Origin of the sequence: Nevskia sp., from assembly GCF_023266035.1 — a bacterium.
Lineage (GTDB): Bacteria > Pseudomonadota > Gammaproteobacteria > Nevskiales > Nevskiaceae > Nevskia.
The window spans coordinates 51,286-75,875 of the sequence record NZ_JAHFRY010000003.1 but is presented as its reverse complement, the minus strand read 5'-3'; the positions used below and the strand labels follow the sequence as shown (position 1 = coordinate 75,875).

Sequence of the window (24,590 nt, the reverse complement as noted above, 5' to 3'; positions counted from 1 at the left end):
AAGGATTCGAGCATCGCGCCCGCAATCATCGAGAGCTGCGCGAGCCGCATCTTTCTGCCGAACCCGCAGGCGACCGAGCCGCAGATTCGCACCATCTACGAGGGCTTCGGCCTCAACAGGCGGCAAATCGAGATCGTCGCCACGGCGCAGCCCAAGCGCGACTACTACTACCAATCGCGCCTCGGCAATCGCCTGTTCGACCTCGACCTGGGAACCGCGACGCTGGCCTTTGCGGGCGCATCCACGCCGCAAGACCAGCGCGACATCGACGCGGTGCTCGCTGCCGCCAGCACCTCCACGCCTTCCGCTTCCACCCCGTTCGCAGCCGCCTGGCTGCGCCACTGCAGCCTCGATTGGGCGGCCGATCTGCTGCGCGATTTCCCCGGCCCCGCGCCGGGTGCCGCCCCCATCCCCAGCCATCCCCAGGAGAACCTGCCATGAAAACCCATACCCACAAGCTCGCCGCGCTGACCACCGCCTGCGTGCTCGCCTTCGGCATCGCGCAGCCCGCGCATGCACTGTTCGGCGTCGGCGACATCGTGTTCGATCCGACCAATCTGGTGCAGAACACGCTCACCGCCGTTCGCACGCTGGAGCAGATCAACAACCAGATCCGCCAGCTTCAGAACGAAGCGCAGATGCTCATCAACCAGGCGCGCAACCTGGCCAGCCTGCCGTCCAGCGTGGTGGGCCAGCTGCGCGCCAACCTAGCGACCACCCAGCGGCTCATCGCCCAGGCCAAGGGCATGGCCTACGACGTGGCGAACATGGACCAGATGTTCCAGCGTCTGTACCCCGAGCAGTACGCCGCCACCGTCAGCGGCAATCAGATGTACCGCGACGCGCAGGAGCGCTGGAAGAACACGCTCACTGGCCTGCAGACCACCATGCAGATGCAGGCCCAGGCGTCGCAGAACCTCAGCGATGACGAGGGCGTGCTGGCCGACCTCGTGGGCAAGAGCCAGTCCGCCGTGGGCGCTCTCCAGGCGATGCAGGCCATGAACCAGCTGCTAGCCCTGCAGGCCAAGCAGTCGATCCAGACGCAGCGGTTGCAGATCACGCAGGACCGCGCGGCCTCGCTGGAGCTGGCGCGGCAGGCCGCCGCCGTGGAGCGGGGCCGCGAAGTCACGCGCCGCTTCCTGGGGTCAGGCACGCCGTACACACCGCAGCCCGTCGATTTCTACAGCCGCTGACGAGGCCGGGCCATGAATGACGTATCGGTCATTGATCGTTTCCTCGACACCTTTTCGCGCTACATCGACTCGGGCTTCGGCCTGCTGCACGGCGAGGTGGCATTCCTCACGGCCACGCTGATCGTCATCGACATGACGCTCGCCGGGCTGTTCTGGGCGATGGGCCATGCCACCGGCCAGGGCGAGGACGTAATCGCCAAGCTCATCCGCAAGGTGCTGTACGTCGGTGCCTTCGCCTACATCATCGGCAACTTCAACACCCTGGCGGGCATCCTGTTCCGGTCTTTTGCCGGACTGGGCCTGACGGCCAGCGGCTCGACCTTGAGCATGGGCAACTTCCTGCAACCGGGACGGCTGGCCAAGGCCGGTATCGACGCGGCGGCGCCCATCCTCGACCAGATCCGGGAGATGGCGGGCTTCCCAGAGGTCTTCATCCACATCGCGCCCATCGTCGTGCTGTTCCTCGCGTGGCTGGTGGTCATCGTCAGCTTCTTCGTGCTGGCGGTGCAGCTTTTTGTCACGCTGATCGAGTTCAAGCTGACCACGCTGGCGGGCTTCGTGCTGGTGCCGTTCGCCCTCTGGAACAAGACTGCGTTCCTCGCCGAGAAGGTCTTGGGCAACGCGGTGTCCTCAGGCATCAAGGTACTGGTGCTTGCCGTCATCGTGGGCATCGGCTCGGGGCTGTTCGCCGAATTCCGGATACCGCCGGGCTCCGAGCCCTCCATCGACCAGGCACTGGTCATCATGCTGGCTTCGCTGTCACTGCTGGCCCTGGGCATCTTCGGTCCGGGCATTGCGACGGGCTTGGTATCGGGCGGCCCGCAGCTCGGCGCTGGCGCGATGGCCGGTGCTGCCGTTGGGGCGGCCGGCGCCGCCGTCGCGGTCGGCGCAGCGGCCTCTGGCGTCGGCAGCGCCGTGGCGGCTGGGGCGCGCATGGCACCCGCCGCCGCGAGGATGGCTGGGGACGGGGCCCGCTCGATGGCATCGACCGCCGGCAGCGCCCGGTCGGCGTACCAGGCAGGTTCCGCCCCGGCCGTTGGCAGCCTCAAGGGTGCCCCCGCCGGCGTGGGCAACGTGGCCAAGACCGGTGCGCAGGCCGCCGGACAGAAGGTGGCCGACGGAGCGCGCTCGATGAAGGAGCGTGTCGCTGCTTCCTTCCGACCCGATGACGCCGGATCGGCATCGGGGGCAGCTGCTGGGACGCAGAGCACCAGCGAAGCCGCCGCACGACCTCCATCCACCGAGCAGCCGGCCTGGGCCAAGCGCCTGCATCGCAGGCAGCAACTCACCCATGCCGCGACCACCGCCGCCCACACGCTGCGTGGCGGCGATGGCGGCAGCTCCAGCCAGGGCCCAAGCCTTCGCGATTCCGATTCATAAGGAGAACTCCCATGCGATTCAAACGACCGCAGCTGCGCTACGCCGACACACCGCAACCTGCCACTCCGTACCAAGCCGCAGGCCAGGTGTGGGACGAGCGTATCGGCTCGGCCCGCGTGCAGGCAAAGAACTGGCGTTTCATGGCACTGGGCTGCCTCACCTTGGCCGTGCTGATGGCGGGCGGCCTGGTCTGGCGTTCCGCGCAGTCCATCGTGACGCCCTACGTGGTGGAGGTGGACAACGCGGGCCAGGTGCGCGCGGTCGGCGAGGCCGCCACGCCATATCGACCCAACGATGCGCAGATGGCCTATCACCTGGGCCGCTTCATCGGGCTGGTGCGCTCGCTGTCCATCGACTCCATCGTCGTGCGGCAGAACTGGCTCGATGCCTACAACTACACCACGGACAAGGGTGCCGTGGCGCTCAACGAGTACGCCCGCGTGAACGATCCGTTCGCGCGCATCGGCAAGGAGTCGGTGACGGTGCAGATCAGCAGCGTGACCCGCGCCAGCGACCAGTCGTTCAACGTGCGCTGGACGGAGACGCGCTTTGTGAACGGTGCGCTGGATCGCACCGAACGCTGGAACGCAGTGGTTTCCATCGTGCAGCAGACCCCTCGCACCGAGCAGCGGCTGCGCAAGAACCCCCTGGGCATCTACGTCAACGGGCTGTCGTGGAGCCGTGAGCTGGAAGGAAACGAAGGAGCAAAACCATGAATGATCTTTTGCGTAAATCCGCCTTGCCGGCGATCCTGCTGGCATCCACCGTCCTGTTTGCAGGCTGCGCTTCGCAGGGCAAGCCGCCGCCGGCCATCTCGCTCGATGAGCCGGTGCAGGCCCAGCCGCTGCCGGAGCCACCCAAGCCGGTGGAGGTGGTCACGGTGCCCCAGCCGCTCGCGCTGCCGTCGCAGCTGAAGCCGCTGCCCGAAGGTGAAGAAGCCAAGCCTGCGCCAGAGCCTGCCGACGAAAAGGTGCGCGTGTCGCGTGCCAATGCCGAGGCCCGTGTGGCGCCCACGCGCGAGGGCTACGTCAATGCGATCCAGGTGTGGCCCTTCACCGATGGCGCGCTGTACCAGGTCTATGCAGCCGTGGGCCGCGTGACGGTGGTTTCGCTGCAACCGGGCGAGGAACTGGTGACGGTGGCCGCTGGCGATACCGTGCGCTGGATCGTTGGGGACACATCGAGCGGCAGCGGTGATGCGTTGCGCGTCAACGTGATGGTCAAGCCCATCCGCTCGGGCCTCAAGACCAATCTGGTCGTCACTACCAGCCGGCGCACCTATCTGCTGGAGCTGACCTCGACTGAGAAGACATGGATGGCTTCGGTGTCCTGGGAGTACCCCAAGGACAAGATGCTGGCCCTGCAGCGCCAGGCGCAGGCGGCCAGCACTGCCGCTTCGGTCGATACTGGCCTGTCGCTGGAGAAGATCCGTTTCCGCTACGCAGTCAGCGGCAGCAATCCGCCGTGGAAGCCGCTGCGCGCCTTCGATGACGGCGAGAAGGTCTACATCCAGTTCCCGCCGGGCATCGCCCAGGGCGAACTGCCGCCGCTGTTCGTGATCGGTGCGCAGGGCGATGGGCAGTTGGTGAACTACCGCTTCCGCTCGCCGTACTACATCGTCGATCGCCTGTTCGGCGCGGCCGAGCTGCGCCTGGGTGGCGGCAAGGGCACTGAAGGCGACGTGGTGCGGATTGAGCGCACGGATGGTGCTTCGAGTGGCACGCGGAGGAACTGACCATGAGCCAGGACGATTCTCCTGACCTTGCGCCGCAGGCGGGCAAGGTGGCACCCGAGGCGGTGGCGCTGCGCGCGCAGCCGCGTCCGGTCACGCGCCTGAACCGACGCACGCTGGCCATCCTCACCGGCGGCCTGTCGGTTGCCGTGCTCGGAGCCACGATCTGGTCATTGCAGCCGCACCGGCGCAATGCAGGCGAGCAGACCGAGCTGTACAACGTAGATCGTGTCTCTAAGTCCGAAGGGCTGGACGGCCTGCCTTCGGACTATTCCAAACTGCCCGCGAAGGTGCCCGAGCTGGGGCCGCCGCTGCCGGGCGATCTCGGCCCGGCGATCGTGAAGTCGCAGCAGCCGGCGACGCCCACCTATGCGCCGCCGGGCAACGACCCGGATGATGCACGGCGCAAGGAGGCCGATGCCGCAGCGGCTTCGTCGGTATTCTTCCGCTCGGGCACGCCCGGCAAGACGAGTGCGCCAGCGACCGCGCAAGTCGCCGCCGCCGGTTCGGCATCGACCTTGGCGGGGTTCGATCCTCTGGCTGCCGGGCCGGCCTCGACGGCGGCCCAACCCACCGACCCCACCGCTGCGCAGAACCGGCAAGACCAGAAAGAGGCTTTCCTGAAAGGCGGTTCTACGGAAACCCTCAATTCCGGCAATCTGCAGATGCCAGCCTCGCCGTACCAGGTCATGGCTGGGACCGTGATCGCGGGTGCGCTGGTGACGGGTATCAAGTCCGATCTTCCGGGCGACGTGATCGCCACCGTGACGGAGCCGGTCTATGACACGGCCACGGGCAAGTTCCTGCTGATCCCGCAGGGCTCGCGCATCCTGGGCAAGTACAACAGCCAAGTGAGCTACGGGCAAAGCCGCGTGCAGGTGGTGTGGAACCGCATCATCCTGCCCGACACGTCGTCGCTGAAGCTCGACAACCTCGCGGGCACCGATCCTGCCGGCTACGCCGGCCTGGAGGATGGCGTCGATTGGCACTGGGATCGCGTCTTCGCGGGCGCGGCGCTGACCACGTTGCTGGGCGTGGGCGCCGAGTTGGCCGCGCCGCAGAACCGGCAGGACGGCAACCGCGTCATCATCGCCGGGCGCGACAGCCTGCAGGACAGCGTGAACCAGGTCGGCCAGGAGATGACCCGGCGCAACATGAACATCCAGCCCACCCTGACCGAGCGGCCGGGCCTGCCGGTGCGCATCATCGCCAACCGCGACCTCGTCTTGCGTCCGTACCAGCCCTTGTTCTTCAACCGGGGAGCCGCGAAATGAACACCTCCAAGAAACTGCGGCTGGGGCCGCTGCCCAAGACCGAGGCCACGAAGCTCACGTTCTCTTGCCCGACCAGTCTGAAGGCTGAACTCGACCGCTATGCCGCGCTGCACGCACAGACCTACGGCGAGGCGGCCGATGCGGCCACGCTGATCCCGCACATGCTAGAGGCGTTCATGGCGGGGGACCGGGGCTTTAGGCGGGTGGATGCCAAGCGCAAAGCGCAGAAGAGCCTGCCGGCGCACACGCCTGGCTGAACTTGCTAAGATGGCACCATGCACGGGTAGGTGCTGGCCGTCCGCAATGGCAAAGTTCACTCACTACCAATGGCGATTTCCATTGGAATCTTGGTCGGATTCCTACTGAGCGGACCCTAGGAGTCTTCGATTGAGAAACCAATGAAGATGAACACCATCACATGGGCCGATCTGGCCCGCCTCAAGAAGGCCGCCAAGGCGGCCAAAGCCACACTCCCCGACCTGACGCATATGCAACGGCTCAATGCCGTTGCCGCGGCCGAGTATGGAGTGCGCCACTTCCACGAGCTGGAGAAGCGCTACGAAGCGCAATTGGCCAGCCACGTGGACATGGACGGCGGTGCGCACCACTGCCGCTTCTGCTCCTTCACCTTTGATGGAAGGCTGCCCGCTGACATCAAGGCGCACAGCGAGCGGCATCAGCTCTTCGAGGAAGCGCAGGCGACGCTGGGCTTCGTGCCCATGCCGTACAAGGAGCGCGAGCAGGTCAAGCGCACCGGGTACGACTGGATGCGTTCGCCCGACCAGGGAACTCAGCGCCAAGGTGCGCTGGCTGTTCTGCTGTCCCACTTCGAGCGTTCGATGGAGCGCGCCGTTGACGGTGGGCGCTGGCACAAGCACCCGTACTTCGTGGAGTACCTGGCGTATGCGCTGCCCGGCGCTGCCTTTGTCCCTGAGTCGATCCGGCAGCGGCTCGCCAACGAGTTCGGCGAGCAGCCTGGGGTCATTCTGACCGGTTCGACGGACTGGCCGTCGCAGGCCGCCGTCAAGGTGACCCGTTCGACCCCAGATGCCGCTGCCTCTGTGCGGCTTCGCGAAAGCGTGTCGCAGGCGGCGAAAACTGCCGCAGAGGCGTCGATCGCTGCCTGACTGGTTCCTCCACGGAGGGGGAAACCCCCTCCAGAGCATGACGGTGTTTGCCACCGCCATGCTCCCATGTGGCACCTAGCCCACGCAGGCCAACCACCAAAGAGTGACCGATCCAGGCCTAACTGCCTGTGGCGTAAGGGGTTTTAGGCCGGTGCAGGTCCACAGCGGGGACTTGACATCGGACATTTTTCATGGCCGGTCGAAACCGGATTCAGCGCAGCTTCTTGCCATCGGCATCGAGCACGCTGACTTCGCCGAGGTTGAGCTTGCGCACGCCGGCTTCGATCTTGGCGAGATCGCCGACCACGAACCAGGTCAGCGCTTCCGGCCGCACCAGCTGCTTCGCGGCAGCCGCCACTGCCTCCGGCGTCTGTTCGCTGATCAGGGCCGGCAGGCGGTTGTAGTAGTCGTCCGGCTGGCCCAGTTCGATGCTGCTGGCAAAGGCGCCAGCGACCTGCCCGGCGGTCTCGAAGCTGCCGGGCAGCGCCAGCAGATCGGCGCGCTTGGCGGCGTCGACCTCGGCGGCGGTCGGCGGACGCTTGCCGACCATGTCGCGCAACTCCTTCTGCATCTCGACGATCGAATCCGCGGTGCGATTGCGCTCGACCGCGGCCTGAGCCAGGAACACCTGCGGGCCACGTGTGCGGGTGACGCTGGAACTGGCGCCATAGCTCCAGTGCTTGTCCTCGCGCAGGTTCAGGTTCAGGCGCGAGATGAACTGGCCGCCGAGCACGGTGTTGGCGGTCGACATCGCTTCCTGGCCAGACGCTTGGCCGTCCGGGGCGATGTTGGCGGCGGCAACGATGCTCTGCGTGGCGCCCGGCTTGTCGAGCAGGAACACACGCGGCTTGGCGGCCAGCGCGACGGCAGGAATGCGCTTCACCGGCGGCTTCGCCTGCGGAGCCTGCCAGTCGCCGAAGCGGGCTTCGATCAGCGGCTGGATCTCCGCCAGCGAGGTATCGCCGACGATCAGCAGGGTCGCATTGTCCGGCCGTACCCAGCGCTGATGGAAGGCGACCAGATCGTCGCGGGTGATGCCGGCGACTACCGCTTCCTCGCCGCTGCCGGTGTAGGCGTACGGATGCGTTTCGCCATAGATCTGCTTCGACAGCACCCGGCGCAGCAGGCCGCCCGGCGAGGCTTTTTCCTGAACGATCGCCGACAGCAGGTTCTGTTTGCCGCGCGCCAGATCGGCGGCCGGGAATCTCGGGGCGCGGATGATCGAGGCGTACAGATCGAGCGCCGGCTTGAGGCTCGGCTTGATCGACGACAGGCTGACAATCGAAACCTCGCGGCTGGTCGAAGCGCCAATCGAGATACCGAGCTCGGCTTGCTTGCGAGCGATCGCCAGCGCGTCAAGCGTGCCGGTGCCCTCGTCGATCTGACCGAAAGTGAGCGCTGCCAGGCCGGATTTGCCGCCATCGCCCGCGGCGAGATCGGCCGCGCGGCCGGCGTCGACGATCAGCGCCATCTCGACCAGCGGCACGCCGCGGCGTTCGATCACCGCGAGCTTCAGGCCGTTGCTCAAGGTGGTGCGCACCATTGGCGGCAGGGACAGCGCCGCGGAAGCGGCCGGCACCGGCAGCTTCGAGCGATCGACGGTCTCGGGCTTGGCGGCCTGATCGATGTTCTGCGGCAGCACTTCGAGCACCAGGCGGCCGTCGCCTAGCCAGCGACGCGCGGCATCGCGGATGTCGTTGGCGGTGGCCTCACGCTCCCAGGCCAGCTCTTTCTTGTAGTGCGCCGGATCGTTGTGCATCAGCTCGTTGGCGGCCAGCAGCTGGCCCTTGGCGCCGACGCCATCGAAAGCCGGCAGCAGATCGGCATAGCGCTGGGTCTTGATCCGCTGCAGCTCGGCCTCGGTCGGGCCCTGATCGATCAGGCGCTTCAGTTCCTCGCGAACCGCGGCTTCGATCGGCGCCAGGCTCGCACCCGGCCGGGCGCTGGCGACGATCGAAAATTGGCCGGCGATCTCGTCGCTATTGACCGAGGCGCTGATCGCGGTTGCGGTCTGGTCGCGGTAGACCAGCCGCTCGAACAGGCGACCAGTCTTGCCGCTGGCGAGCAGATCCGAGAACAGGTCGAGCAGCACGGTGTCGCGCTCGCCGTCACCGGGCAGATTCCACATCATGTAGAGCCGCGGCAGCGGCACGCGGTCATTGACCTCGATGCGCTTCTCGCCACTCATCGGCGCGACCCAGGCCTTGGCGTGCAGTACCGGCTCACCGGCTGGAATGGCGCCGAAGAACTGCTCGGCCTTGGCTTTCGCGGTGGCCACGTCGATGTCGCCAGCAATCACCAGGGTCGCGTTGTTCGGGCCGTAGTAACGCTTGAACCAGGCTTTCACATCATCGAGCGTCGCCGCGTTGAGATCGGCTTCGGAGCCGATGGTCGTCCATGAATACGGGTGGCCAGGCGGGTAGCTCTGCTGCGACAGGATTTCGCGCAGCGACCCATACGGCTGGTTCTCGCCCTGGCGCTTCTCGTTGAGCACCACGCCGCGCTGCTCGTCGAGCTTGGCCTGGTCGATGGCGCCGAGCAGGTGGCCCATGCGATCGGATTCCAGGAACAGCGCCAGATCGAGTGCCGCCGTCGGCACCGTTTCGAAGTAGTTGGTGCGATCGCGATTGGTGCTGCCGTTGATGCCGGTGGCGCCGGCCGGTTCCAGCGCGCGGAAGAATTCGTCGTTGTAGTGCTCGGAGCCGTTGAACATCAGGTGCTCGAACAGATGCGCGAAGCCGTGGCGGCCTTCGGGTTCATCCTTGGAACCGATGTGGTACCAGACGTTGACCGAGACCAGCGGCGCCTTGTGGTCTTCGTGAACGATCACCGTCAGGCCATTGGCCAGCTGGAACTTCTCGAACGGCACATCGATGGTCGGCAAACTGGCGGTGACCGACTGGGCGTCGGTCTTGCTGGGCGCGGGCTTGGCCTTGGTCGCAGCCGACGCGGTGCCGAGACCGAGGCAGAACGCCGCAGCCAGTGTGACAATGATGCGCATGGAGAACCCCGGATGATTGTTGTTCGAGAAAGGGCCTGCGAAGGCCGCACTGCAGGCGGCAGTCTGCGTGTCTGACCCCGTGTCCGTCGACTGCGTTCCCTCGGCCGCGAACGCCATCGCGCACAGGCTGCCGGGCGCTGTCTGGCGGGCCTCGCCGAACTGCGACGAGCGCTTCGATCCCGCCGATCTGGCACTGATCGTGATCCACAACATCTCGCTGCCGCCCGACAGCTACGACGCGCATCCGGACGCGCCCGAGGGCAGCTATGTCGACGATCTGTTCCTGAACCGGCTCGACCCGGCCGCGCATCCCTACTTCGCGACTATCGCCGGGCTTCGGGTCTCCGCCCATCTGTGCATCTTCCGCGACGGCCGCATCCATCAATACGTGCCGTTCGACCGCCGCGCCTGGCATGCCGGCGCCAGCACCTGGCAGGGCCGTTCGCGCTGCAACGATTTCTCGATCGGCATCGAGCTGGAAGGCAGTGACACGCGGCCCTTCACCGATGCGCAGTACACGGCGCTGATCGACACCATCCGCTGGCTGCACACCCGCTATCCGCAACTGCCGCGCGCGGCGATCACCGGCCACAGCGACATCGCACCGGGGCGCAAGACCGATCCCGGCCCGTATTTCGACTGGCCGCGGCTGCACGCCGCGCTGGGGATCGCGACACCATGACCTTGCTCGCCCTGCTGCTGGCCCTGGGGCTGGAACGCCTACTGTCGACGCATCGCGATGGCGGCAGCGTGTCGGCGCTGCTCGAACAGTTGTGGCCGCGGCTGCCGGGCTTCCTGCGCCAGCAGGCATTCGCGCCCTGGTTGCTGGCGATCGGCCTGGCCGCGCTGACCGGCTGGCTGTACACCCATGTGCATACCTTGCTCGCGGAACTGCTGTTCTCTACCACCGCGCTGCTGGTCTGCCTGGGCCCGCGCGATCTTGCCGAGGACGTGCAGCGACTACGGGCTGCGCGCGCCGCTGGCGACGCGGCGACGGTCGCCCGGCTGACCCGCCTGTTGCATCACGGCCCGACACCGGACGCCGATCACCGCTCGCTGCTCGGCGCGCTGTTCATCCAGTCGCACGAGCGGCGCTTCGGCGCCTGCCTGTGGTTCATCGTCGCCGGGCCGGCGGGTGCGGTGCTGTACCGCGTCGCCAGCCGGATCGGCACGGTCATCGAATCACCGGGCGCGCAACGCCAGGCGGCGTTGCTGCACGGCCTGCTCGCCTGGGTTCCGGCGCGGCTGACCGCGCTGCTGTTCGGTCTCGCCGGCAGCATGGATGATGCGCTGGAAGCGCTGAAGCGGGTCCACGCCGAACCGGCGGCGCCCGATCAGGCCGGCTGGCAGCGGCGCACCTGGAACCTGCTCGCCGAGGCCGCCAATGCCTCGCTGGACTGGGAAGATGCGCCGGGCAGCGGGCCGATGATCGCCTCCTCGCTTGATGCCACCCTGGCCGAAGTGCTGCGCATGGAAACCCGTGCCACCTTGATCCTGCTGGCGCTGGCGGCACTGTTTTCGGCCGGCGTCTGGGTCGCCTGATGGGCCGGCATCTCAAAAGTCTCCTGCTGCTGAGCGTCGTACTGGCGACGTCGACGGCAAGCGCCGAAGCGCCGGCACAGCGCATCGCCACCCTGGCGCCGCATCTGGCCGAACTGGTCTGTGCGGCGGGCGGCTGTGCGCGGCTGGTGGCGGTGTCCGAATACAGCAACTATCCGGCTTCGGTGACCAAACTTCCACAGCTCGGCGGCGCCTGGAACATCAATCTGGAAGCCGTGCTCGCGCAGCGGCCGGATCTGGTCATCGCCTGGACCGATGGCACGCCGCCGGACCAGGTCGCACGCCTGCAGAAGCTCGGCCTGCGCGTGGTCTGGCTGCAGGCGAACACACTGGACAGCATCGGCGCGGCGCTGGAAATGGTCGGCGGCTGGCTCGGCACGAAGGAAGCGGCAGCCAAGGCGGCCAACGACTATCGCCAGCGTCTCGCCGGCCTGCGCGCGCAGCATCGCGATGAACCCGCGATCCGCGCCGTCTACCAGATCGAAACCTCGCCGGCCTACACGATCAGCGCTGCCAGCCCGATCTCGGAAGTGATGAGCCTGTGCGGTGGCATCAACGTGTTCGCCGCACTGCCGACGATCTCGGCCGCCATCGGCCAGGAAGCAATGCTCGCCGCCGCGCCCGAAGTGGTGCTCTACGGCCGTGAGGAAAGTGCTGCGGCAATCCGCGCCTACTGGGCGCGGCTGGGCAGCGCGCCCGTGGCCCAGGCCGGCAATCTCTTCCCGATCGATCCTGATCTGCTCGGCCGCGCCGGCCCACGCATGCTCGATGGCGTGGTCGCCGTCTGCGCCGCCTTCGATCAGGCGCGCAGCAGGCTCGCGGAAGTCAGGCGGCGCCCGACGGAACCGGGCGCGGCGGCGGCGCACTGAACAGCAGCGCGGCGATCGCGCCGCCATCGCTGCGGTTGTCGAGCCTCAGCTGCCAGCCGTGGCGCCGCGCCATCGCCCGCGCCACATAAAGGCCGATGCCGGTGCCGCCGTCGCGGCCCCGGAAGTGCGGTTCGAAGACCAGCGGCAATTCGTGACTGGGAATACCGGGGCCGTTGTCGATCACCCGCAGCGCCTGCTGATCCAGCTCGATGATCACTTCGCCATCCGGCCCGGCGGCACGCACGGCGTTGCGCAGCAGGTTCGAGAAGATCACGTGGACACTTCCGGCCGCAGCGGTCAGCAGGGTCGGCTGCATGCGCCAGACCAGCTTGGTCGAGCCGGCATCCATCTCCGCCCATTCGGGCAGCAGCCGCTCCAGATCGAGGTTCCAGGCGCGTGGCGATTCGCGTAGCCGGGACAGTGCCAGCAGCGCATCGAGATCTTCCTGGGCCTGGGCGACGGCGCGCTGAATGCGCGCCAGCGGCCGCGACGGATCGGCAGGCCGCGCTTCCAGCAGTTCGGCCGCGCCGCGGATCACCGCCAGCGGCGTGCGCAGCTCGTGACTGGCGGCCGCCGCGAAGGCCTGCTCGCGTTCGATCAGCGCATCGAGCTCGGCCATGTAGCCGTTCAGCGCATCGGCGATCACGTCGAGTTCCGGATCGTCCTCGGGCTTCAGGCGGGCGCTGCCGTTTTCCGGATCGAGACCGCGAATCTGCGCCACCAGCTTGGCCAGCGGCGCCAATGCTTCATCGGCCACCCGCCGTGCGCCCCAGATCGCCAGCAGGCTGACCAGCGCCAGACCGAAGCCGAAGGAGCCGACCAGGCGCTGGTCGCGCGCCTCCAGCGGCGAGATGTCGTGCATCAGGTAGACGCGATCATCCGGCGCCAGATCGCGGATCAGGATCTGGAACGAATTCGTACCGATCTCGACATCGCGGTGCCAGCCGGTATTGAGCTTGCGCAGCGGCGCCGGCACGCTGCCGCCCCAGGCCGGGCGGTAATAGAGCAGTGCCGGTTCGAGATCGTCGCTGTTGTCGACGATGTCGCGGGTACTGGATTGCGCGCCGATCCGGATCAGGTAGTCGAGCTCGCGCTCCATCAGCGTCTCGACGCTGCCGCGTTCGATCCAGCGCTCGGTGACCCAGACGAAGGTGCTGAGGATGATCGCCGCCGCTACCGTCAGCGCGATCAGCGCACCGGTCAGGCGCCGCCGCAGATGGCCGGACGAAACCTCGGCCTTGGTCGCCATCGCGGGCTTTCGAAACGTCAGGAGGGATCAGCCGTCGCCGAGGTCGGCCAAGCGGTAGCCGCTGCCGTGGATGGTGTGCAGCAGCTTCTTCGGCCAAGGCTTGTCGATGGCGACGCGCAGCGCGTAGATGTGAGCGCGCAACACGTCGCCTTCCGGCGGGGCATCGCCCCACAGGCGGCGCTCCAGTTCCTCGCGGGTGACCACGCGGTGGGTGTCGCGCATCAGCAGTTCCAGCAGCTTGCGCAGCGCCGGCGTCAGGCTGATGGTTTCGCCACCGCGGCGAGCGATCAGCGTATCGAGGTCGAATTCGAGATCGCCGAGAGTCAGCACGCGGTCGAGACCGGCGGCCGTGGCGCGGCGATGCAGCGCTTCGAGCCGGGCCAGCAGTTCGACCATCGCGAACGGCTTGACCAGATAGTCATCGGCACCGGCGCGCAGGCCTTCGACACGGTCGTTGACCGTGTCCATCGCAGTCAGCATCAGCAGTGGCACATGGCGGCTGGTCGAGGCACGCAGACGGCGGCAGACGCTGGCGCCATCGAGGCCGGGCAGCAGGCGGTCGAGGACGATGGCGTCGAAACGCTGCGCCTGCGCCAGACGCAGGCCGCTGGGGCCGTCGGCGGCAAAATCGACGCTGTGGCCGTGGTTGCCGAGGAAATCGCCCAGGTTGGCGGCCAGGTCCGGGTGGTCTTCAACAAGCAGCACGTGCATGGTCGATCTCAGGTTGGGTTAGCCCCAATTTATCAAGCCCATGCGAATGAAATGTCATCGCCGACTTCCGGGGACGAATTTCAGTGCCACGATGACCGCCAGACCGACCTTCAGAGGTCGGTCGATTCCGCCGCTTCCGGCACGGGTGCCACCCAGCGGGCTACCAGGATGCCCAACTCGTACAGCAGGTACGCCGGCACCGCGAGCATGATCTGCGACAGCACGTCCGGCGGGGTCAGTACCGCCGCCGCGATGAACACGCCGACCAGCACGTAATCGCGCTTGGCGGCGAGCTGGGCCGGGGTCACGAAGCCGGTCAGCACCATCAGCACGATCGCCACCGGCATCTCGAACACGAAGCCGAAGGCGAGGAACAGCTTGAGCACGAAGTCCAGGTACTTCGAGACGTCGGTCATCACCGCGACCCCTTCCGGCGCCGAGGTGACGAAGAACTTGAACACCGTCGGCAGCACCAGGTAGTACGCGAACGCCACGCCGGCATAGAACAGCAGGGTGCTGCTGGCCAGCATCGGCATGATCAGCCGGCGTTCGTTGCGGTACAGGCCAGGCGCCACGAACAACCAGATTTGATAAAGGATCCATGGCAGCGCCAGCGCGAAAGCGACCACGGCGGCGAGCTTGAACGGCGTCAGGAACGGCGCGGCAACCTCGGTGGCGATCATGCTGCTGCCGGCGGGCAGCAGCTTCATCATCGGCGTGGCCAGGAAGTGATAGAGCTTGCCGGCGAAGAACAGCAGCGGCAGCAGCACGATGATGAAGCCGAACATCGCGCGGACCACGCAGGTCCGCAGCTCCATCAGATGGGCGAGCAGCGGTTGTTCGGGTGCTGATTCCGGCTCAGACATGCTTGTCTGGCGTCTTCGATTCGCTGAACGACGGGACGTCGGCGGCGCGTGGCGGTGCTGGTGCCGGGATGTGCGTTACCGGCGTTTCGCTGTGCGTCGGCGTGGTGTCGGCGGCCGGCAGCGAATCGCTCATCGCATTGCGGCCCTGCTCGGCGGCGCCGTGAAACTCGCGCTTCATCGCCGTCGATTCCTCGTCGAAGATGCGCCGGGCATCGGCCATCTGCTGCTTCAGCTCCGAGGCATGCGATTCGCGATCCAGCTCGGCGCTGAGATTGCGCATGTAAGCCTTGGCCTGACCGGTCCAGCGGCCGATGCCGCGCGCGACCCGCGGCAGCTTCTCCGGGCCGAGCACGACCAAGGCCACGAGAAAGCACAGCAACAGCTCGGAAAAGCTGATGTCGAGCATGGCGCGCTGCTTATCGGCGGCGGGTCAGGAGGTGATCGAGACGATCAGACCTTTTCGTCGTGCTTGTCGCCGGTGTGCTGCGGCGGCGGTGGCGGCGGAACGATCTCCGCGCGCAGCGCTTCGGCGTTCTTCTGGCCTTCGGCCTCGCCTTCCTTGACCGCGGACTTGAAATTCTTGACGGCAGCGCCGAGATCGCCGCCGGCACCGCGCAGCTTCTTGGTGCCGAACACGAGGATGACGATGCCCAGCACGATCAACCAGTGCCAAATGCTGAAACTGCCCATGGTGTGCTCCTGAATTCGGATGCGGCCAAAAGGCCGGTTATGACGGGCTGCGCGACGCCTTTTCATCGTGTCCGGACCGACCGGTCCGGCGCGCCAGCTCATCGGTCAAGGCCGAGAGCGGTACATCATACGCGGCCAACAAGACCATGACGTGAAACCACAAATCGGCCACTTCATGAACCATCTTTACGCGTTCAAGTGCGCCGCCGGATGCACAATCCTTCGCGGCGATGATCGTTTCCGCCGCTTCTTCGCCGATCTTCTTGAGGATCGTGTCGGTGCCCTTGGCGTACAGGCTGGCGACATAGCTTTGCGCCGGATCGCCACCCTTGCGCGATTGCAGGGTTGCATACAGCGCCTCGAGCACGTCGGCCGCAGGCACCGCAGTCATGCCCGGATTGCCGCTGATATCGCCGCTCATATCGTGAATGCGAGCGGCGCCGGGCTGCGCACGGTGACGCCGTGGCGGGTCAGATACTGCTTGGCTTCGCCGACCGTGTGCTGGCCGGAGTGGAAGATGCTGGCCGCAAGCACGGCATCGGCGCCGCCGAGGCTCAGGCCCTGCTCCAGATGTTCGAGCGTGCCGACGCCGCCGCTGGCGATCACCGGCACCGGCACGGCATCAGTGATGGCGCGCAACAGTTCGTTGTCGTAGCCGGACTTGGTGCCGTCGCGGTCCATGCTGGTGACCAGCAGTTCGCCGGCGCCCTTGGCCACCATCAACGCCGACCATTCGATGGCGTCGAGCCCGGTGGCCTTGCGGCCGCCGTGGGTGAAGATTTCCCAGCGCGGCGGCTGGCCTTTCTTCGAGACCCGCTTGGCATCGATGGCGACGACGATGCACTGCACGCCGTAGCGATCGCTGGCTTCGGTGACGAAATCCGGCCGCAGCACCGCCGAGGTGTTGATCGACACCTTGTCGGCACCGGCCGACAGCAGCGCACGAACGTCCGCGCAGGTGCGCACGCCACCGCCGACGGTCAGCGGAATGAAGATCGCTGAAGCCACGGCTTCGACGGTCTTGAACAGCGTCGGACGATCGTCGCTCGACGCGGTGATGTCGAGGAACACCAGTTCGTCGGCGCCTTGTGCGTCGTAGCGGCGGGCGACTTCGACCGGGTCACCGGCGTCGCGCAGGTCCTCGAACTTCACGCCTTTGACCACGCGGCCGGCGTTGATGTCGAGACAGGGGATGACGCGCTTGGCAAGCATTCTGGGAGACCGCCGGGGGATGAACTACTGGACAGCCTTCAGGCAATCCTTGAACTGCAGGCCGCCCTCGTACAGCGCGCGGCCGATGACGGCACCGATGACGCCGTCTTCCTCGATCGACTTCAGCAGATGCAGATCTTCGATCGTCGACACGCCGCCGGAGGCGATGATGTCGGTCTTCACGGCACGGGCGAGATCACGGGTGGCCTCGACGTTGAAGCCGGCCATCATGCCGTCGCGGCCGATGTCGGTGTAGACGATCGCTTCGACGCCGTCGTGCTCGCACTGCTTGGCCATGTCGATGACGCCATGCGCCGACAGCTTCGACCAGCCGTCGACAGCCACGCGGCCGTCCTTGGCATCGATGCCGACGATGATGTGACGCGGATATTCCAGGCACAGGTCGCGCAGGAAATGCGGCGCGTTGACCGCCTTGGTGCCGATGATGATGTAGCTGACGCCGGCATTTAGATAGGCCTGCACGGTGTCCTCGTCGCGGACGCCGCCGCCGGCTTGCACCGGGACGTTGCCGCAGACCTTGGCGATCCGCTCGATCACCTTGAGGTTCACCGGCGTGCCTTTCAGCGCGCCGTCGAGATCGACGACGTGGATGCGGCTCGCGCCTTCGTCGACCCAGCGCTGGGCGACCTCGGCCGGATCGTTGGAAAACACCGTGACGTCATCCATCCGGCCCTGGCGCAGGCGGACACACTGGCCATTCTTCAGGTCAATCGCAGGAATCAGCAGCATGGGGAGCAGTCGGCGGGTTGCCCGGAGGCGAGGTCTTGAAGGTTCGGACGCGACGCCTCGAAGGGCAACGTCAGGCGTTGATGATTCGTTGAAACTGTGCCGCAAAGCCTGGAGCTAGGCAAGGCGACCCCAATCAGATGGATAGGCTCAGCGGCTTTCACCGTTCCAGTGTGCGAAGTTGCCGAGCAGCCGCAAGCCCACCGACTGGCTCTTCTCCGGGTGAAATTGGAAGCCGACGATATTGTCGCGAGCCACGGCCGCGGCGAACACCTTGGTGTACTCGCTGCTGCCGAGCACATGCTCGGCGTGCACCGGTGCGGCGTGATAGCTGTGCACGAAATAGAACCAGCTGTCTTCCGGCACGCCAGCCCAGACCGCATGCGGCCGGGTCTGGCGAACGCGGTTCCAGCCCATGTGCGGCACCTTGAGCCGTTCGACGGCATCGCGCGGCGGATCCGGAAAGCGGATCACATCGCCCGGAATCAGGCCCAGCGCCGGCACACCGCCGTTCTCCTCGCTGCGATCGAGCAGCACCTGCATGCCCAGACAGATGCCGAGCAGCGGCCGCTTGCGCGAGGCTTCGACGACCATCTGGTTGAGCTCCAGGCGACGCAGCTCGTTCATCGCCGCCTTCACGCCGCCGACGCCGGGTAGCACCAGGCGATCGCAGGCGATCAGCTCTTCCGGGTCGTAGCTGATAACGATCCGCTGGTTGCCGGCCACCCGCTCCAGCGCCTTGCCGAGCGAATGCAGATTGCCCATGCCGTAATCGATGACGCCGATCTTTTCCATCAGGACGGAGAACGCAACAGACGAACGGGAGGGGAACAGCAGGGAGCGGACATCATGGAATCCGGCAGGCTGGGGGCTTAAAGCACGCCCTTGGTCGACGGCATCGCGCCATTGGCGCGCGGATCGAACTCCACGGCCATGCGCAGCGCGCGGCCGAACGCCTTGAAGATGGTTTCGGCGACGTGATGCGCGTTGCGGGCGCGCAGGCAGTCGACGTGCAGGCTCACCTTGGCGTGATTGACGAAGCCCTGGAAGAACTCGCGGAACAGGTCGACATCGAACTCGCCGATGCGCGCCCGCGGGAACTCGACGAACCATTCCAGGCCCGGACGGCCGGAGCAATCGAGCACGACGCGGGACAGCGCTTCGTCGAGCGGCACGTAGGCGTGGCCGTAACGAACGATGCCGCGCTTGTCGCCGATCGCCTTGTCGAAGGCCTGGCCGAGACAGATGCCGATGTCTTCGACGGTGTGGTGATGATCGATGTGGACATCGCCCTTGGCTTCGACGACGAGATCGATCAATCCATGGCGTGCGACTTGTTCGAGCATGTGCTCGAGAAAGTGGATGCCGGTATCGAACTGGATCTTGCCGGAACCGTCGAGATTGATCTCGACGCCGATCTGGGTCTCGCGGGTATCGCGGCGAACACTGGCAACGCGGGCAGACATCGTCGAAACCATCACGGGAAAAGGCGCGAAAGGATACACCCCGACGGCAAATGCGTGCCAAGGTTCATGAAATCCGGCCACGCCTCAGCCGGCAAGGCGCTGCCGGACCTCTGCCAGATCGAGGCCTGTGATCTCGACCCTTTTCTGCTTCGAGGTCTGACCGGCCACCACGCTGACCGCCGATTTCGCCACGCCGAGCGCCTCTGCCAGCAAGGCTTCAACCGCTTCGTTCGCCTTGCCTTTCTCCGGCGCCGCCGTCACCGAAAGCTTGAGCACCTCGCCCATCCAGCCAGTGATCGCGTTCTTGGAAGCCTTGGGGCTGACTTTGACATCGAGCCGTGTTGTCATCCGCCACCCTTTCCCGATTGCTTGAAGGAGCCGTGCCGATGATGTCGAAACTCGCCCTGCCCTGCCTCGCCATGACCTTGAGCCTCATCGCCGCGGGCTGCACGCAGGAAACCCAGAACCAGATCAGCCGCAGCATCCAGAACTGGACCGGCACCAACGGCGTGCTCGAGATCTATGCCGGCGACAAGGTCATTCGCCGCTTCATTGGCATCGACAAGCTGACCACCGCCAGCGGCACGGGTACCGGCGAAGTCCGCGCCTATCGCTACGGCTACGGCGTGCTCGATGAGAACCTGAACTTCCAGAAGGACCCGGACGAGAAGAAGGTCTATTTCGAGATCAGTGATTACTCGACCAACTACCTGTTCTTCGAGAACCCGCACTAGTTCACCGTACCAATGAGCTTCCACCCCCTGCTGGACGCACGCCTTGGGCGCACTGCGGCGTCAGAAATGCTCGCAATAGAACAACTATTGCTGCGCTTTCTTCCTTGCATCGCATCCCAATGCGCACGCCCTTCAGGGTGCGAACTCACCGGTACGGTGAACTAATGAACCAGCACGCACTGGTGGTGGGCGGCAGCCGCGGCATCGGCCTGGCGCTGGTCGAAGCCTTGCTCGCCGATCCGCAGTGGGTCTGCGTGACCGCGGCTTCGCGCTCGGCCGTCGAGACGCCCGAACTGGCTGCGCTAAAAGTCAGCCATGGCGAGCGCCTGCAAAGCCTTTCGCTCGATGTCGGCAGCGACGCGAGCATCGAGCAGGCCGCGTCCGCGTTGCGCGCCCGTCACCCGGCCCTGCATCTGCTGATCAATAGCGCCGGCCTGCTGCACGGCGAAGGTCTGTCACCGGAACGCCGGCTGGCCGACGTGCAGGCGGAGCAATTGCTGCGCAGCTACGCGATCAATGCCGTCGGGCCGATCCTGATCGCCAAATACTTTCAGCCGCTGCTGAGCCACGACGCGCGAGCAGTGTTGGCGACGCTGTCCGCCAGAGTCGGCTCGATCGGCGACAACCGCCTCGGCGGCTGGTACGCCTATCGCGCTGCGAAAGCCGCGCAGAACCAGTTGATGCACACCGCGGCGATCGAACTTGCCCGCCGCGCACCCCGGCTGATCTGCGTGTCACTGCATCCGGGCACGGTGGAAACCGACTTATCGGAGCCGTTTCGAGGCAATGTCGCAGCCGACAAGTTGTTCACCCCGGCCTTCGCCGCGGAACGCCTGCTCGCCGTGATCGCCGGCTTGAGCCGGGAATCCAGCGGCCGCTTCTACGCCTGGGATGGCCGCGAAGTCCCTTGGTAGGGCCCTGCTAGTTCAGCTGCTCTACCTCAGGCGATCAAGCCGCCGATGATCGCGCCGATCAGTCGCGCGCCGGCATCGACAAACGCCAGGAACAGGCCGCCAAGACCGGCCAGCACACCGATCGCGACCATGCCGGTCAGCATCGTGCCGAGGGTTGCGAACAAGACACCGACCAGCAGCGACGACACCAGCCAGGCCAGCAGCGCATTGCCGATGCCACCGGACACCTTGCCGCCGACCAGGCCGCCGATGAAGCCGCCGATGCCCGGCAACCAGAACAGCAGCACCGGAATGACGATCATCCAGACGCCGCCCCAGAAGACGCTGCCCCGGTCGCCGTTCAAACCGTTGTTCGTTGCGCTCATCGTCCGTCTCCCAACCTGCGTGGCCAGACTTTACCTTGCCGGCATTACCGGGGAAATCAAGCCGGCCTCCAGACTTCGGTCATCGCGGCGTCACGACCGGCCAGCCCGATTCCGATACCATCTGCGCTCATTTTTCTTCCACCGGTACCCGTCATGCAGATCGCAGACCGCTGCGTTGCCTACTTCCACTACACGCTGACCAATTCGGCCGGCGAAGTGATCGACTCCTCCGAAGGGCGCGATCCGCTGCCCTATCTGCACGGCAAGGGCAATATCGTGCCGGGCCTGGAAAAGCAGTTGGTCGGCAAGAAAGTCGGCGACAAGCTGAACGTCGTCGTCAGCCCGGAAGAAGGCTACGGCGCGCATAACCCGTCCCTGATCCAGAAAGTGCCGAAGGCCGCGTTCCAGGGTGTCGACAACCTCGAAGCGGGCATGCAGTTCCAGGCTGAAAGCAACATGGGCCCGGTCAGCGTCGTGATCACCGCGATCGACGGCGACGAAGTCACCGTCGACGGCAACCATCCGCTGGCCGGCGAAACCCTGAACTTCGCCGTGGAAATCACCGAAGTGCGCGAAGCCAGCGTCGAGGAAGTGCTGCACGGACATGTGCATGGCGCGGGTGGTCACCACCACTGAGTGCCCGATCCAATCCCGTCGCCAATACGGTGGGATTGGATCAGCAGCACCTCCTCAGTCGGCCGCCACGGCTGCTGTGGGAGATGACGATGCGGCGGCCTGCGGGCCGATATGGCGATCCAGGAAACTCAGCAGGGTTGTGTAGAACTCGACCTTGTTCTTCTGCTCGATGAAGCCGTGGCCTTCGCCGGGCTTGGCCAGCCACTCGAAGGGCAGGTTTCGCTTCTTCATCGCGCTGCATAGCGCCGTTGCCTGGGTGAACGGTGCGCGGCGATCAGCCTCGCCGTGAACGATCAGCACAGGGGCTTTCAGTTGGTCGAGGTAGGTGATCGGTGATCCTGCTGCCATCTCTTCAGGACCGCCAGCAATTGCGTCAGTGAAGTAGCGCCGATTATTCCCGCTCGAGCCAACGTCGCCATCGTCCCGCAGCAGTTTCAGGTCATAGACGCCTGCGGCTCCTACCACGCAGCGATACAAGCCCGGCTCGCGGATCGCACTCATCAGCGAGGCGTAACCGCCATAACTCCAGCCATAAATGCAGACCCTCTTCTCGTCCGCATAGCCTTGCTCGATGGCCCAGCGCGTGGCGTCGGTGATGTCGTCGATCATCGTCGTACCCCAGGCTTTCTTGCCTGCGTCGATAAACGCGGTACCGAAACCGTCCGAACCTCGGAAATTGACCTGCAGAACCGCATAGCCACGTGAGGCCAGCAATTGCGGATCGGTATCGAAGGTCCAGTGATCGCGAACAAAGAACGGGCCGCCATGTGGATGCACGACCAGCGGCAGCTTCTTGCCATCACTGCCGGGCGGCAATGTCAGATAGCCGTGCAGCGGCGTGCCGTCACGCGCTTTCAAGGCAATGGGCCGACGCTCGCCCATTCGTTCCGGATCAAGCCAGACCTGAAGGCCGAGCAGGTAATCCGCCTCGCGGGTCTCGGTATCGAACAGGTAGTAGTCAGCCGGCGTGCGATCGTCGCTGGTACGAATCAGCGCCTTGCGCCCGTCGCGGGTCACCGAAGAGATTTCGATCTCCTTGTTCGGAAATGCCTCCATCAGCAACTTCAGCAGTTCGCCGTCGCGGCCGGTGTTGTCGAGCAGCTTGATCTCTGGCTTGCCGGCCTCGAACACCGCGGCGATCGGCGGGCCGCTCGGCGAGAACACGTTGATCACATGATCCAGATCTGCGGAGTCGTGACAAGCAAGCTTCCGGCGTTCGTGCGTTGCCAGCACCTGCTCGACGAGGCAGTCTCGCGGGCCGAACTCGGCGGAACGCAGGAACACCGATTGATTGTCTGCCGACATCACCAAGGGCTCGGCGATCGCTGGCTGCCCCTTGGATTCCAATGGGCTCCACTCGCCTCGATCGGTATCTCGCGCCCAGGTTCGGTAGCGAAAGCCACCAATGCCGACCGAGACGTAGCGCGGCTTTTTGTCGCGATCGAGCAGAAAGCTGGCCGGGCCCGCCCGTGGCGCAACGGCCAGCTTTTCCATACGCGAACTCTGCAGGTTGAGCTTCGAGAGCACGGCCTCGGCGTTATCGCCGGCATCGATCGACACGCTGGAAACGATCACATGTTCGGGGTCATCGACCAACGGATCGACCATGTGGACGAATACGCGCTTGAGCGTCTGGGTGACGATCCGGCTACCGGCGGCGCCGAGGCTGCCCTGCTGGCCAACGACGTAACGCATCCCGGAGCCGTCGGCTGCAAAGGTGACGAAATCTGCAGAACTGATCAGATGATCGAGCGGGCCGTCGCGGAAGCCCAACTCGGCGACCAGTTGCCGATCACCCACCCACCAGAACCGAGCAATCTGTGTCTCGTTGCCGAAGCGAATCGCGCCAACCCGCTCGAACTTCGGGAGGCTCAGCATCACCATGCCGCCACTGCGCAGGCCAGGGATCACCGCCGCCACCATCGTCCCGTCCGGCGATAGCTGCAGATTTTCGAATTCCGCCGGCCTCGCGAAGGCTTCAACCGAAATAGGTTCGGCCGCGCCGGCCAAGCCCGACAGCGCACAGACAGCCGTCAGCGCAAGGCCGAAAAAGGTTCCGTAATTCATGTCCCCGCTCCCTTGCCGCGTTATTGTCTGTTACCCCGTTGACCGGCTCGATAGTCTAGGGTGTCGTCCAACTCTCATCCGAAGCGAGCCCAAGCTGATGATCTCCCCGCTGCGTCGCGCTGTCGTTGCACTACTTCTCGTTGTCTCAACAGCTGCGACGGCTGCCGGCGACCTCGCTGCGGCCATCGCAGCCCCCCATAGGACGCCGGAATTCGTACTGCGCGACCGCTACCGCCATCCGCTGGAAACCCTGAGCTTCTTCGGCTTGCGCCCGGACATGACGGTCGTGGAAATCTGGCCAGGCACCGGCTGGTACACGGAAATCCTGGCGCCCTATCTGCGCGACTCCGGCCAGTATTACGCCGCTACGCCAGCCGCCAGCCTGCCCAACGCCAGTGACGGCACCAAGAAGGGCGTCGCCAGCTTCCGCGACAAGCTCGCCGCCGCGCCGGACGCCTACGACAAGGTGCACATCAGCGAATTCAAGCCACCGGAGCGGATCGAGATCGCCCCGCAGAGCACCGCTGATCTGGTGCTGACCTTCCGCAACGTCCACAACTGGATGGCCGCCGAATACGAAGCTGATGCGTTCAAGGCGTTCTATGCGGCGCTGAAGCCGGGCGGCGTGCTCGGCGTCGTCGAACACCGCGCCCCGGCCGGCCAGTCGCGCGAGGAATCGAAGAAGAACGGCTATGTCACCGAGGCCTACATCAAGGCCCTGGCCTTCGGCGCCGGCTTCGAGTTCGCCGGCTCATCGCCGGTCAACGACAATCCACGCGATACCAAGGACTACCCGG

The 24,590-nt window shown here is 65.8% G+C and carries 28 protein-coding genes and 1 pseudogene; 15 read left to right on the top strand and 14 right to left on the bottom strand.

Going from position 1 to position 24,590, the window contains the following annotated elements; genetic code table 11:
- The 8 genes and pseudogenes from Q0D45_RS00445 to Q0D45_RS00410 form a co-directional block, all read left to right on the top strand.
- Positions 1-441 (top strand): annotated as a pseudogene (locus Q0D45_RS00445) (conjugal transfer protein TrbE); the annotation flags it as partial.
- Positions 438-1,193, top strand: a complete 756-nt coding sequence (gene trbJ, locus Q0D45_RS00440; protein WP_154163160.1) for a P-type conjugative transfer protein TrbJ — start codon at positions 438-440, stop codon at positions 1,191-1,193. The pseudogene Q0D45_RS00445 and the gene trbJ, both read left to right, overlap by 4 nt.
- Positions 1,194-1,205: 12 nt before the next feature.
- Entirely contained in the window at positions 1,206-2,573 is a 1,368-nt protein-coding gene (gene trbL, locus Q0D45_RS00435) for a P-type conjugative transfer protein TrbL (RefSeq protein ID WP_293387160.1), read from the top strand.
- Positions 2,574-2,584: 11 nt separating this feature from the next.
- Positions 2,585-3,289 carry a conjugal transfer protein TrbF gene (gene trbF, locus Q0D45_RS00430; protein ID WP_154163161.1) on the top strand — a complete coding sequence of 235 codons (705 nt, stop codon included), beginning with the start codon at positions 2,585-2,587 and terminating at the stop codon, positions 3,287-3,289.
- Positions 3,286-4,308: a P-type conjugative transfer protein TrbG gene (trbG, locus tag Q0D45_RS00425; RefSeq protein ID WP_154163162.1), complete on the top strand. Its 1,023-nt coding sequence runs from the start codon at positions 3,286-3,288 to the stop codon at positions 4,306-4,308. The genes trbF and trbG overlap by 4 nt, the downstream gene beginning before the upstream one ends.
- A gap of 2 nt (positions 4,309-4,310) precedes the next feature.
- Positions 4,311-5,579 (top strand): TrbI/VirB10 family protein, encoded by a 1,269-nt coding sequence (locus tag Q0D45_RS00420; RefSeq protein ID WP_154163163.1) that lies wholly within the window; start codon positions 4,311-4,313, stop codon positions 5,577-5,579.
- Positions 5,576-5,836 (top strand): DUF2274 domain-containing protein, encoded by a 261-nt coding sequence (locus tag Q0D45_RS00415; protein ID WP_154163164.1) that lies wholly within the window; start codon positions 5,576-5,578, stop codon positions 5,834-5,836. Before Q0D45_RS00420 ends, Q0D45_RS00415 begins: the two co-directional genes overlap by 4 nt.
- A gap of 141 nt (positions 5,837-5,977) precedes the next feature.
- A complete protein-coding gene (locus Q0D45_RS00410) occupies positions 5,978-6,706 on the top strand; it encodes a hypothetical protein (protein ID WP_154163165.1) in 729 nt (242 codons plus the stop codon).
- Between the two features lie 211 nt (positions 6,707-6,917).
- On the opposite strand, the gene Q0D45_RS00405 is transcribed toward Q0D45_RS00410, so the two are convergent.
- Positions 6,918-9,707, bottom strand: coding sequence for a pitrilysin family protein (locus Q0D45_RS00405; protein WP_293387154.1), 2,790 nt, complete (start codon positions 9,705-9,707; stop codon positions 6,918-6,920).
- A 115-nt stretch (positions 9,708-9,822) separates the two neighbouring features.
- Here Q0D45_RS00405 and ampD point away from each other — a divergent pair, with 115 nt between their 5' ends.
- From ampD to Q0D45_RS00390, 3 genes are read left to right on the top strand one after another with little or no spacing between them, the layout of a single operon-like run.
- Positions 9,823-10,389, top strand: a complete 567-nt coding sequence (gene ampD / locus Q0D45_RS00400) for a 1,6-anhydro-N-acetylmuramyl-L-alanine amidase AmpD (protein WP_366946292.1) — start codon at positions 9,823-9,825, stop codon at positions 10,387-10,389.
- Positions 10,386-11,249, top strand: a complete 864-nt coding sequence (ampE, locus tag Q0D45_RS00395; protein WP_293387150.1) for a regulatory signaling modulator protein AmpE — start codon at positions 10,386-10,388, stop codon at positions 11,247-11,249. The genes ampD and ampE overlap by 4 nt, the downstream gene beginning before the upstream one ends.
- Entirely contained in the window at positions 11,249-12,136 is an 888-nt protein-coding gene (locus tag Q0D45_RS00390; RefSeq protein WP_293387148.1) for a helical backbone metal receptor, read from the top strand. The genes ampE and Q0D45_RS00390 overlap by 1 nt, the downstream gene beginning before the upstream one ends.
- On the opposite strand, the gene Q0D45_RS00385 is transcribed toward Q0D45_RS00390, so the two are convergent.
- The 11 genes from Q0D45_RS00385 to Q0D45_RS00335 all read right to left on the bottom strand — a co-directional run bounded on the left by Q0D45_RS00385 (position 12,093) and on the right by Q0D45_RS00335 (position 19,425).
- The gene (locus tag Q0D45_RS00385) at positions 12,093-13,385 is read right to left on the bottom strand and encodes a HAMP domain-containing sensor histidine kinase (protein WP_293387146.1); all 1,293 of its coding nucleotides are present in this window, start codon (positions 13,383-13,385) and stop codon (positions 12,093-12,095) included. The two genes, Q0D45_RS00390 and Q0D45_RS00385, sit on opposite strands and share 44 nt — an antisense overlap.
- A 27-nt stretch (positions 13,386-13,412) precedes the next feature.
- Entirely contained in the window at positions 13,413-14,096 is a 684-nt protein-coding gene (locus Q0D45_RS00380; RefSeq protein ID WP_293387144.1) for a response regulator transcription factor, read from the bottom strand.
- Positions 14,097-14,206: 110 nt separating this feature from the next.
- On the bottom strand, positions 14,207-14,962 hold the full coding sequence (gene tatC / locus Q0D45_RS00375) for a twin-arginine translocase subunit TatC (RefSeq protein WP_293387142.1): 756 nt from the start codon (positions 14,960-14,962) through the stop codon (positions 14,207-14,209).
- On the bottom strand, positions 14,955-15,368 hold the full coding sequence (tatB, locus tag Q0D45_RS00370) for a Sec-independent protein translocase protein TatB (RefSeq protein ID WP_293387140.1): 414 nt from the start codon (positions 15,366-15,368) through the stop codon (positions 14,955-14,957). The genes tatC and tatB overlap by 8 nt, the downstream gene beginning before the upstream one ends.
- A 44-nt stretch (positions 15,369-15,412) precedes the next feature.
- Entirely contained in the window at positions 15,413-15,652 is a 240-nt protein-coding gene (gene tatA / locus Q0D45_RS00365) for a Sec-independent protein translocase subunit TatA (protein WP_022976353.1), read from the bottom strand.
- A 37-nt stretch (positions 15,653-15,689) separates the two neighbouring features.
- Complete coding sequence (locus Q0D45_RS00360) at positions 15,690-16,073, bottom strand: phosphoribosyl-ATP diphosphatase (protein ID WP_293387137.1); 384 nt, start codon at positions 16,071-16,073, stop codon at positions 15,690-15,692.
- On the bottom strand, positions 16,070-16,864 hold the full coding sequence (gene hisF, locus Q0D45_RS00355; RefSeq protein WP_293387135.1) for an imidazole glycerol phosphate synthase subunit HisF: 795 nt from the start codon (positions 16,862-16,864) through the stop codon (positions 16,070-16,072). The genes Q0D45_RS00360 and hisF overlap by 4 nt, the downstream gene beginning before the upstream one ends.
- 24 nt (positions 16,865-16,888) lie before the next feature.
- Entirely contained in the window at positions 16,889-17,614 is a 726-nt protein-coding gene (hisA, locus tag Q0D45_RS00350; protein ID WP_022976356.1) for a 1-(5-phosphoribosyl)-5-[(5-phosphoribosylamino)methylideneamino]imidazole-4-carboxamide isomerase, read from the bottom strand.
- Between the two features lie 147 nt (positions 17,615-17,761).
- Complete coding sequence (gene hisH / locus Q0D45_RS00345; RefSeq protein ID WP_293387132.1) at positions 17,762-18,406, bottom strand: imidazole glycerol phosphate synthase subunit HisH; 645 nt, start codon at positions 18,404-18,406, stop codon at positions 17,762-17,764.
- A gap of 77 nt (positions 18,407-18,483) precedes the next feature.
- Complete coding sequence (hisB, locus tag Q0D45_RS00340) at positions 18,484-19,077, bottom strand: imidazoleglycerol-phosphate dehydratase HisB (RefSeq protein ID WP_293387130.1); 594 nt, start codon at positions 19,075-19,077, stop codon at positions 18,484-18,486.
- An 84-nt stretch (positions 19,078-19,161) separates the two neighbouring features.
- Positions 19,162-19,425: a DUF167 domain-containing protein gene (locus Q0D45_RS00335; protein ID WP_293387128.1), complete on the bottom strand. Its 264-nt coding sequence runs from the start codon at positions 19,423-19,425 to the stop codon at positions 19,162-19,164.
- A gap of 41 nt (positions 19,426-19,466) precedes the next feature.
- Between Q0D45_RS00335 and Q0D45_RS00330 the strand changes: the two genes are divergently transcribed.
- Together Q0D45_RS00330 and Q0D45_RS00325 are read left to right on the top strand one after the other, a co-directional pair.
- A complete protein-coding gene (locus Q0D45_RS00330; protein WP_366946291.1) occupies positions 19,467-19,811 on the top strand; it encodes a hypothetical protein in 345 nt (114 codons plus the stop codon).
- Positions 19,812-19,975: 164 nt separating this feature from the next.
- Positions 19,976-20,725 carry an SDR family oxidoreductase gene (locus Q0D45_RS00325; protein WP_293387124.1) on the top strand — a complete coding sequence of 250 codons (750 nt, stop codon included), beginning with the start codon at positions 19,976-19,978 and terminating at the stop codon, positions 20,723-20,725.
- 26 nt (positions 20,726-20,751) lie between these two features.
- Here the strand turns inward: Q0D45_RS00325 and Q0D45_RS00320 are convergent, their stop codons facing one another.
- Positions 20,752-21,090, bottom strand: coding sequence for a hypothetical protein (locus tag Q0D45_RS00320; protein ID WP_293387122.1), 339 nt, complete (start codon positions 21,088-21,090; stop codon positions 20,752-20,754).
- Positions 21,091-21,243: 153 nt separating this feature from the next.
- Here Q0D45_RS00320 and Q0D45_RS00315 point away from each other — a divergent pair, with 153 nt between their 5' ends.
- Positions 21,244-21,726 carry a peptidylprolyl isomerase gene (locus Q0D45_RS00315; RefSeq protein ID WP_293387120.1) on the top strand — a complete coding sequence of 161 codons (483 nt, stop codon included), beginning with the start codon at positions 21,244-21,246 and terminating at the stop codon, positions 21,724-21,726.
- 54 nt (positions 21,727-21,780) lie between these two features.
- Here the strand turns inward: Q0D45_RS00315 and Q0D45_RS00310 are convergent, their stop codons facing one another.
- The gene (locus Q0D45_RS00310; protein WP_293387118.1) at positions 21,781-23,793 is read right to left on the bottom strand and encodes a S9 family peptidase; all 2,013 of its coding nucleotides are present in this window, start codon (positions 23,791-23,793) and stop codon (positions 21,781-21,783) included.
- A 97-nt stretch (positions 23,794-23,890) separates the two neighbouring features.
- On the opposite strand from Q0D45_RS00310, the gene Q0D45_RS00305 reads away from it, so the two are divergent.
- The coding region (locus Q0D45_RS00305; RefSeq protein ID WP_293387116.1) for a methyltransferase at positions 23,891-24,590 on the top strand (700 nt) is incomplete at its 3' end.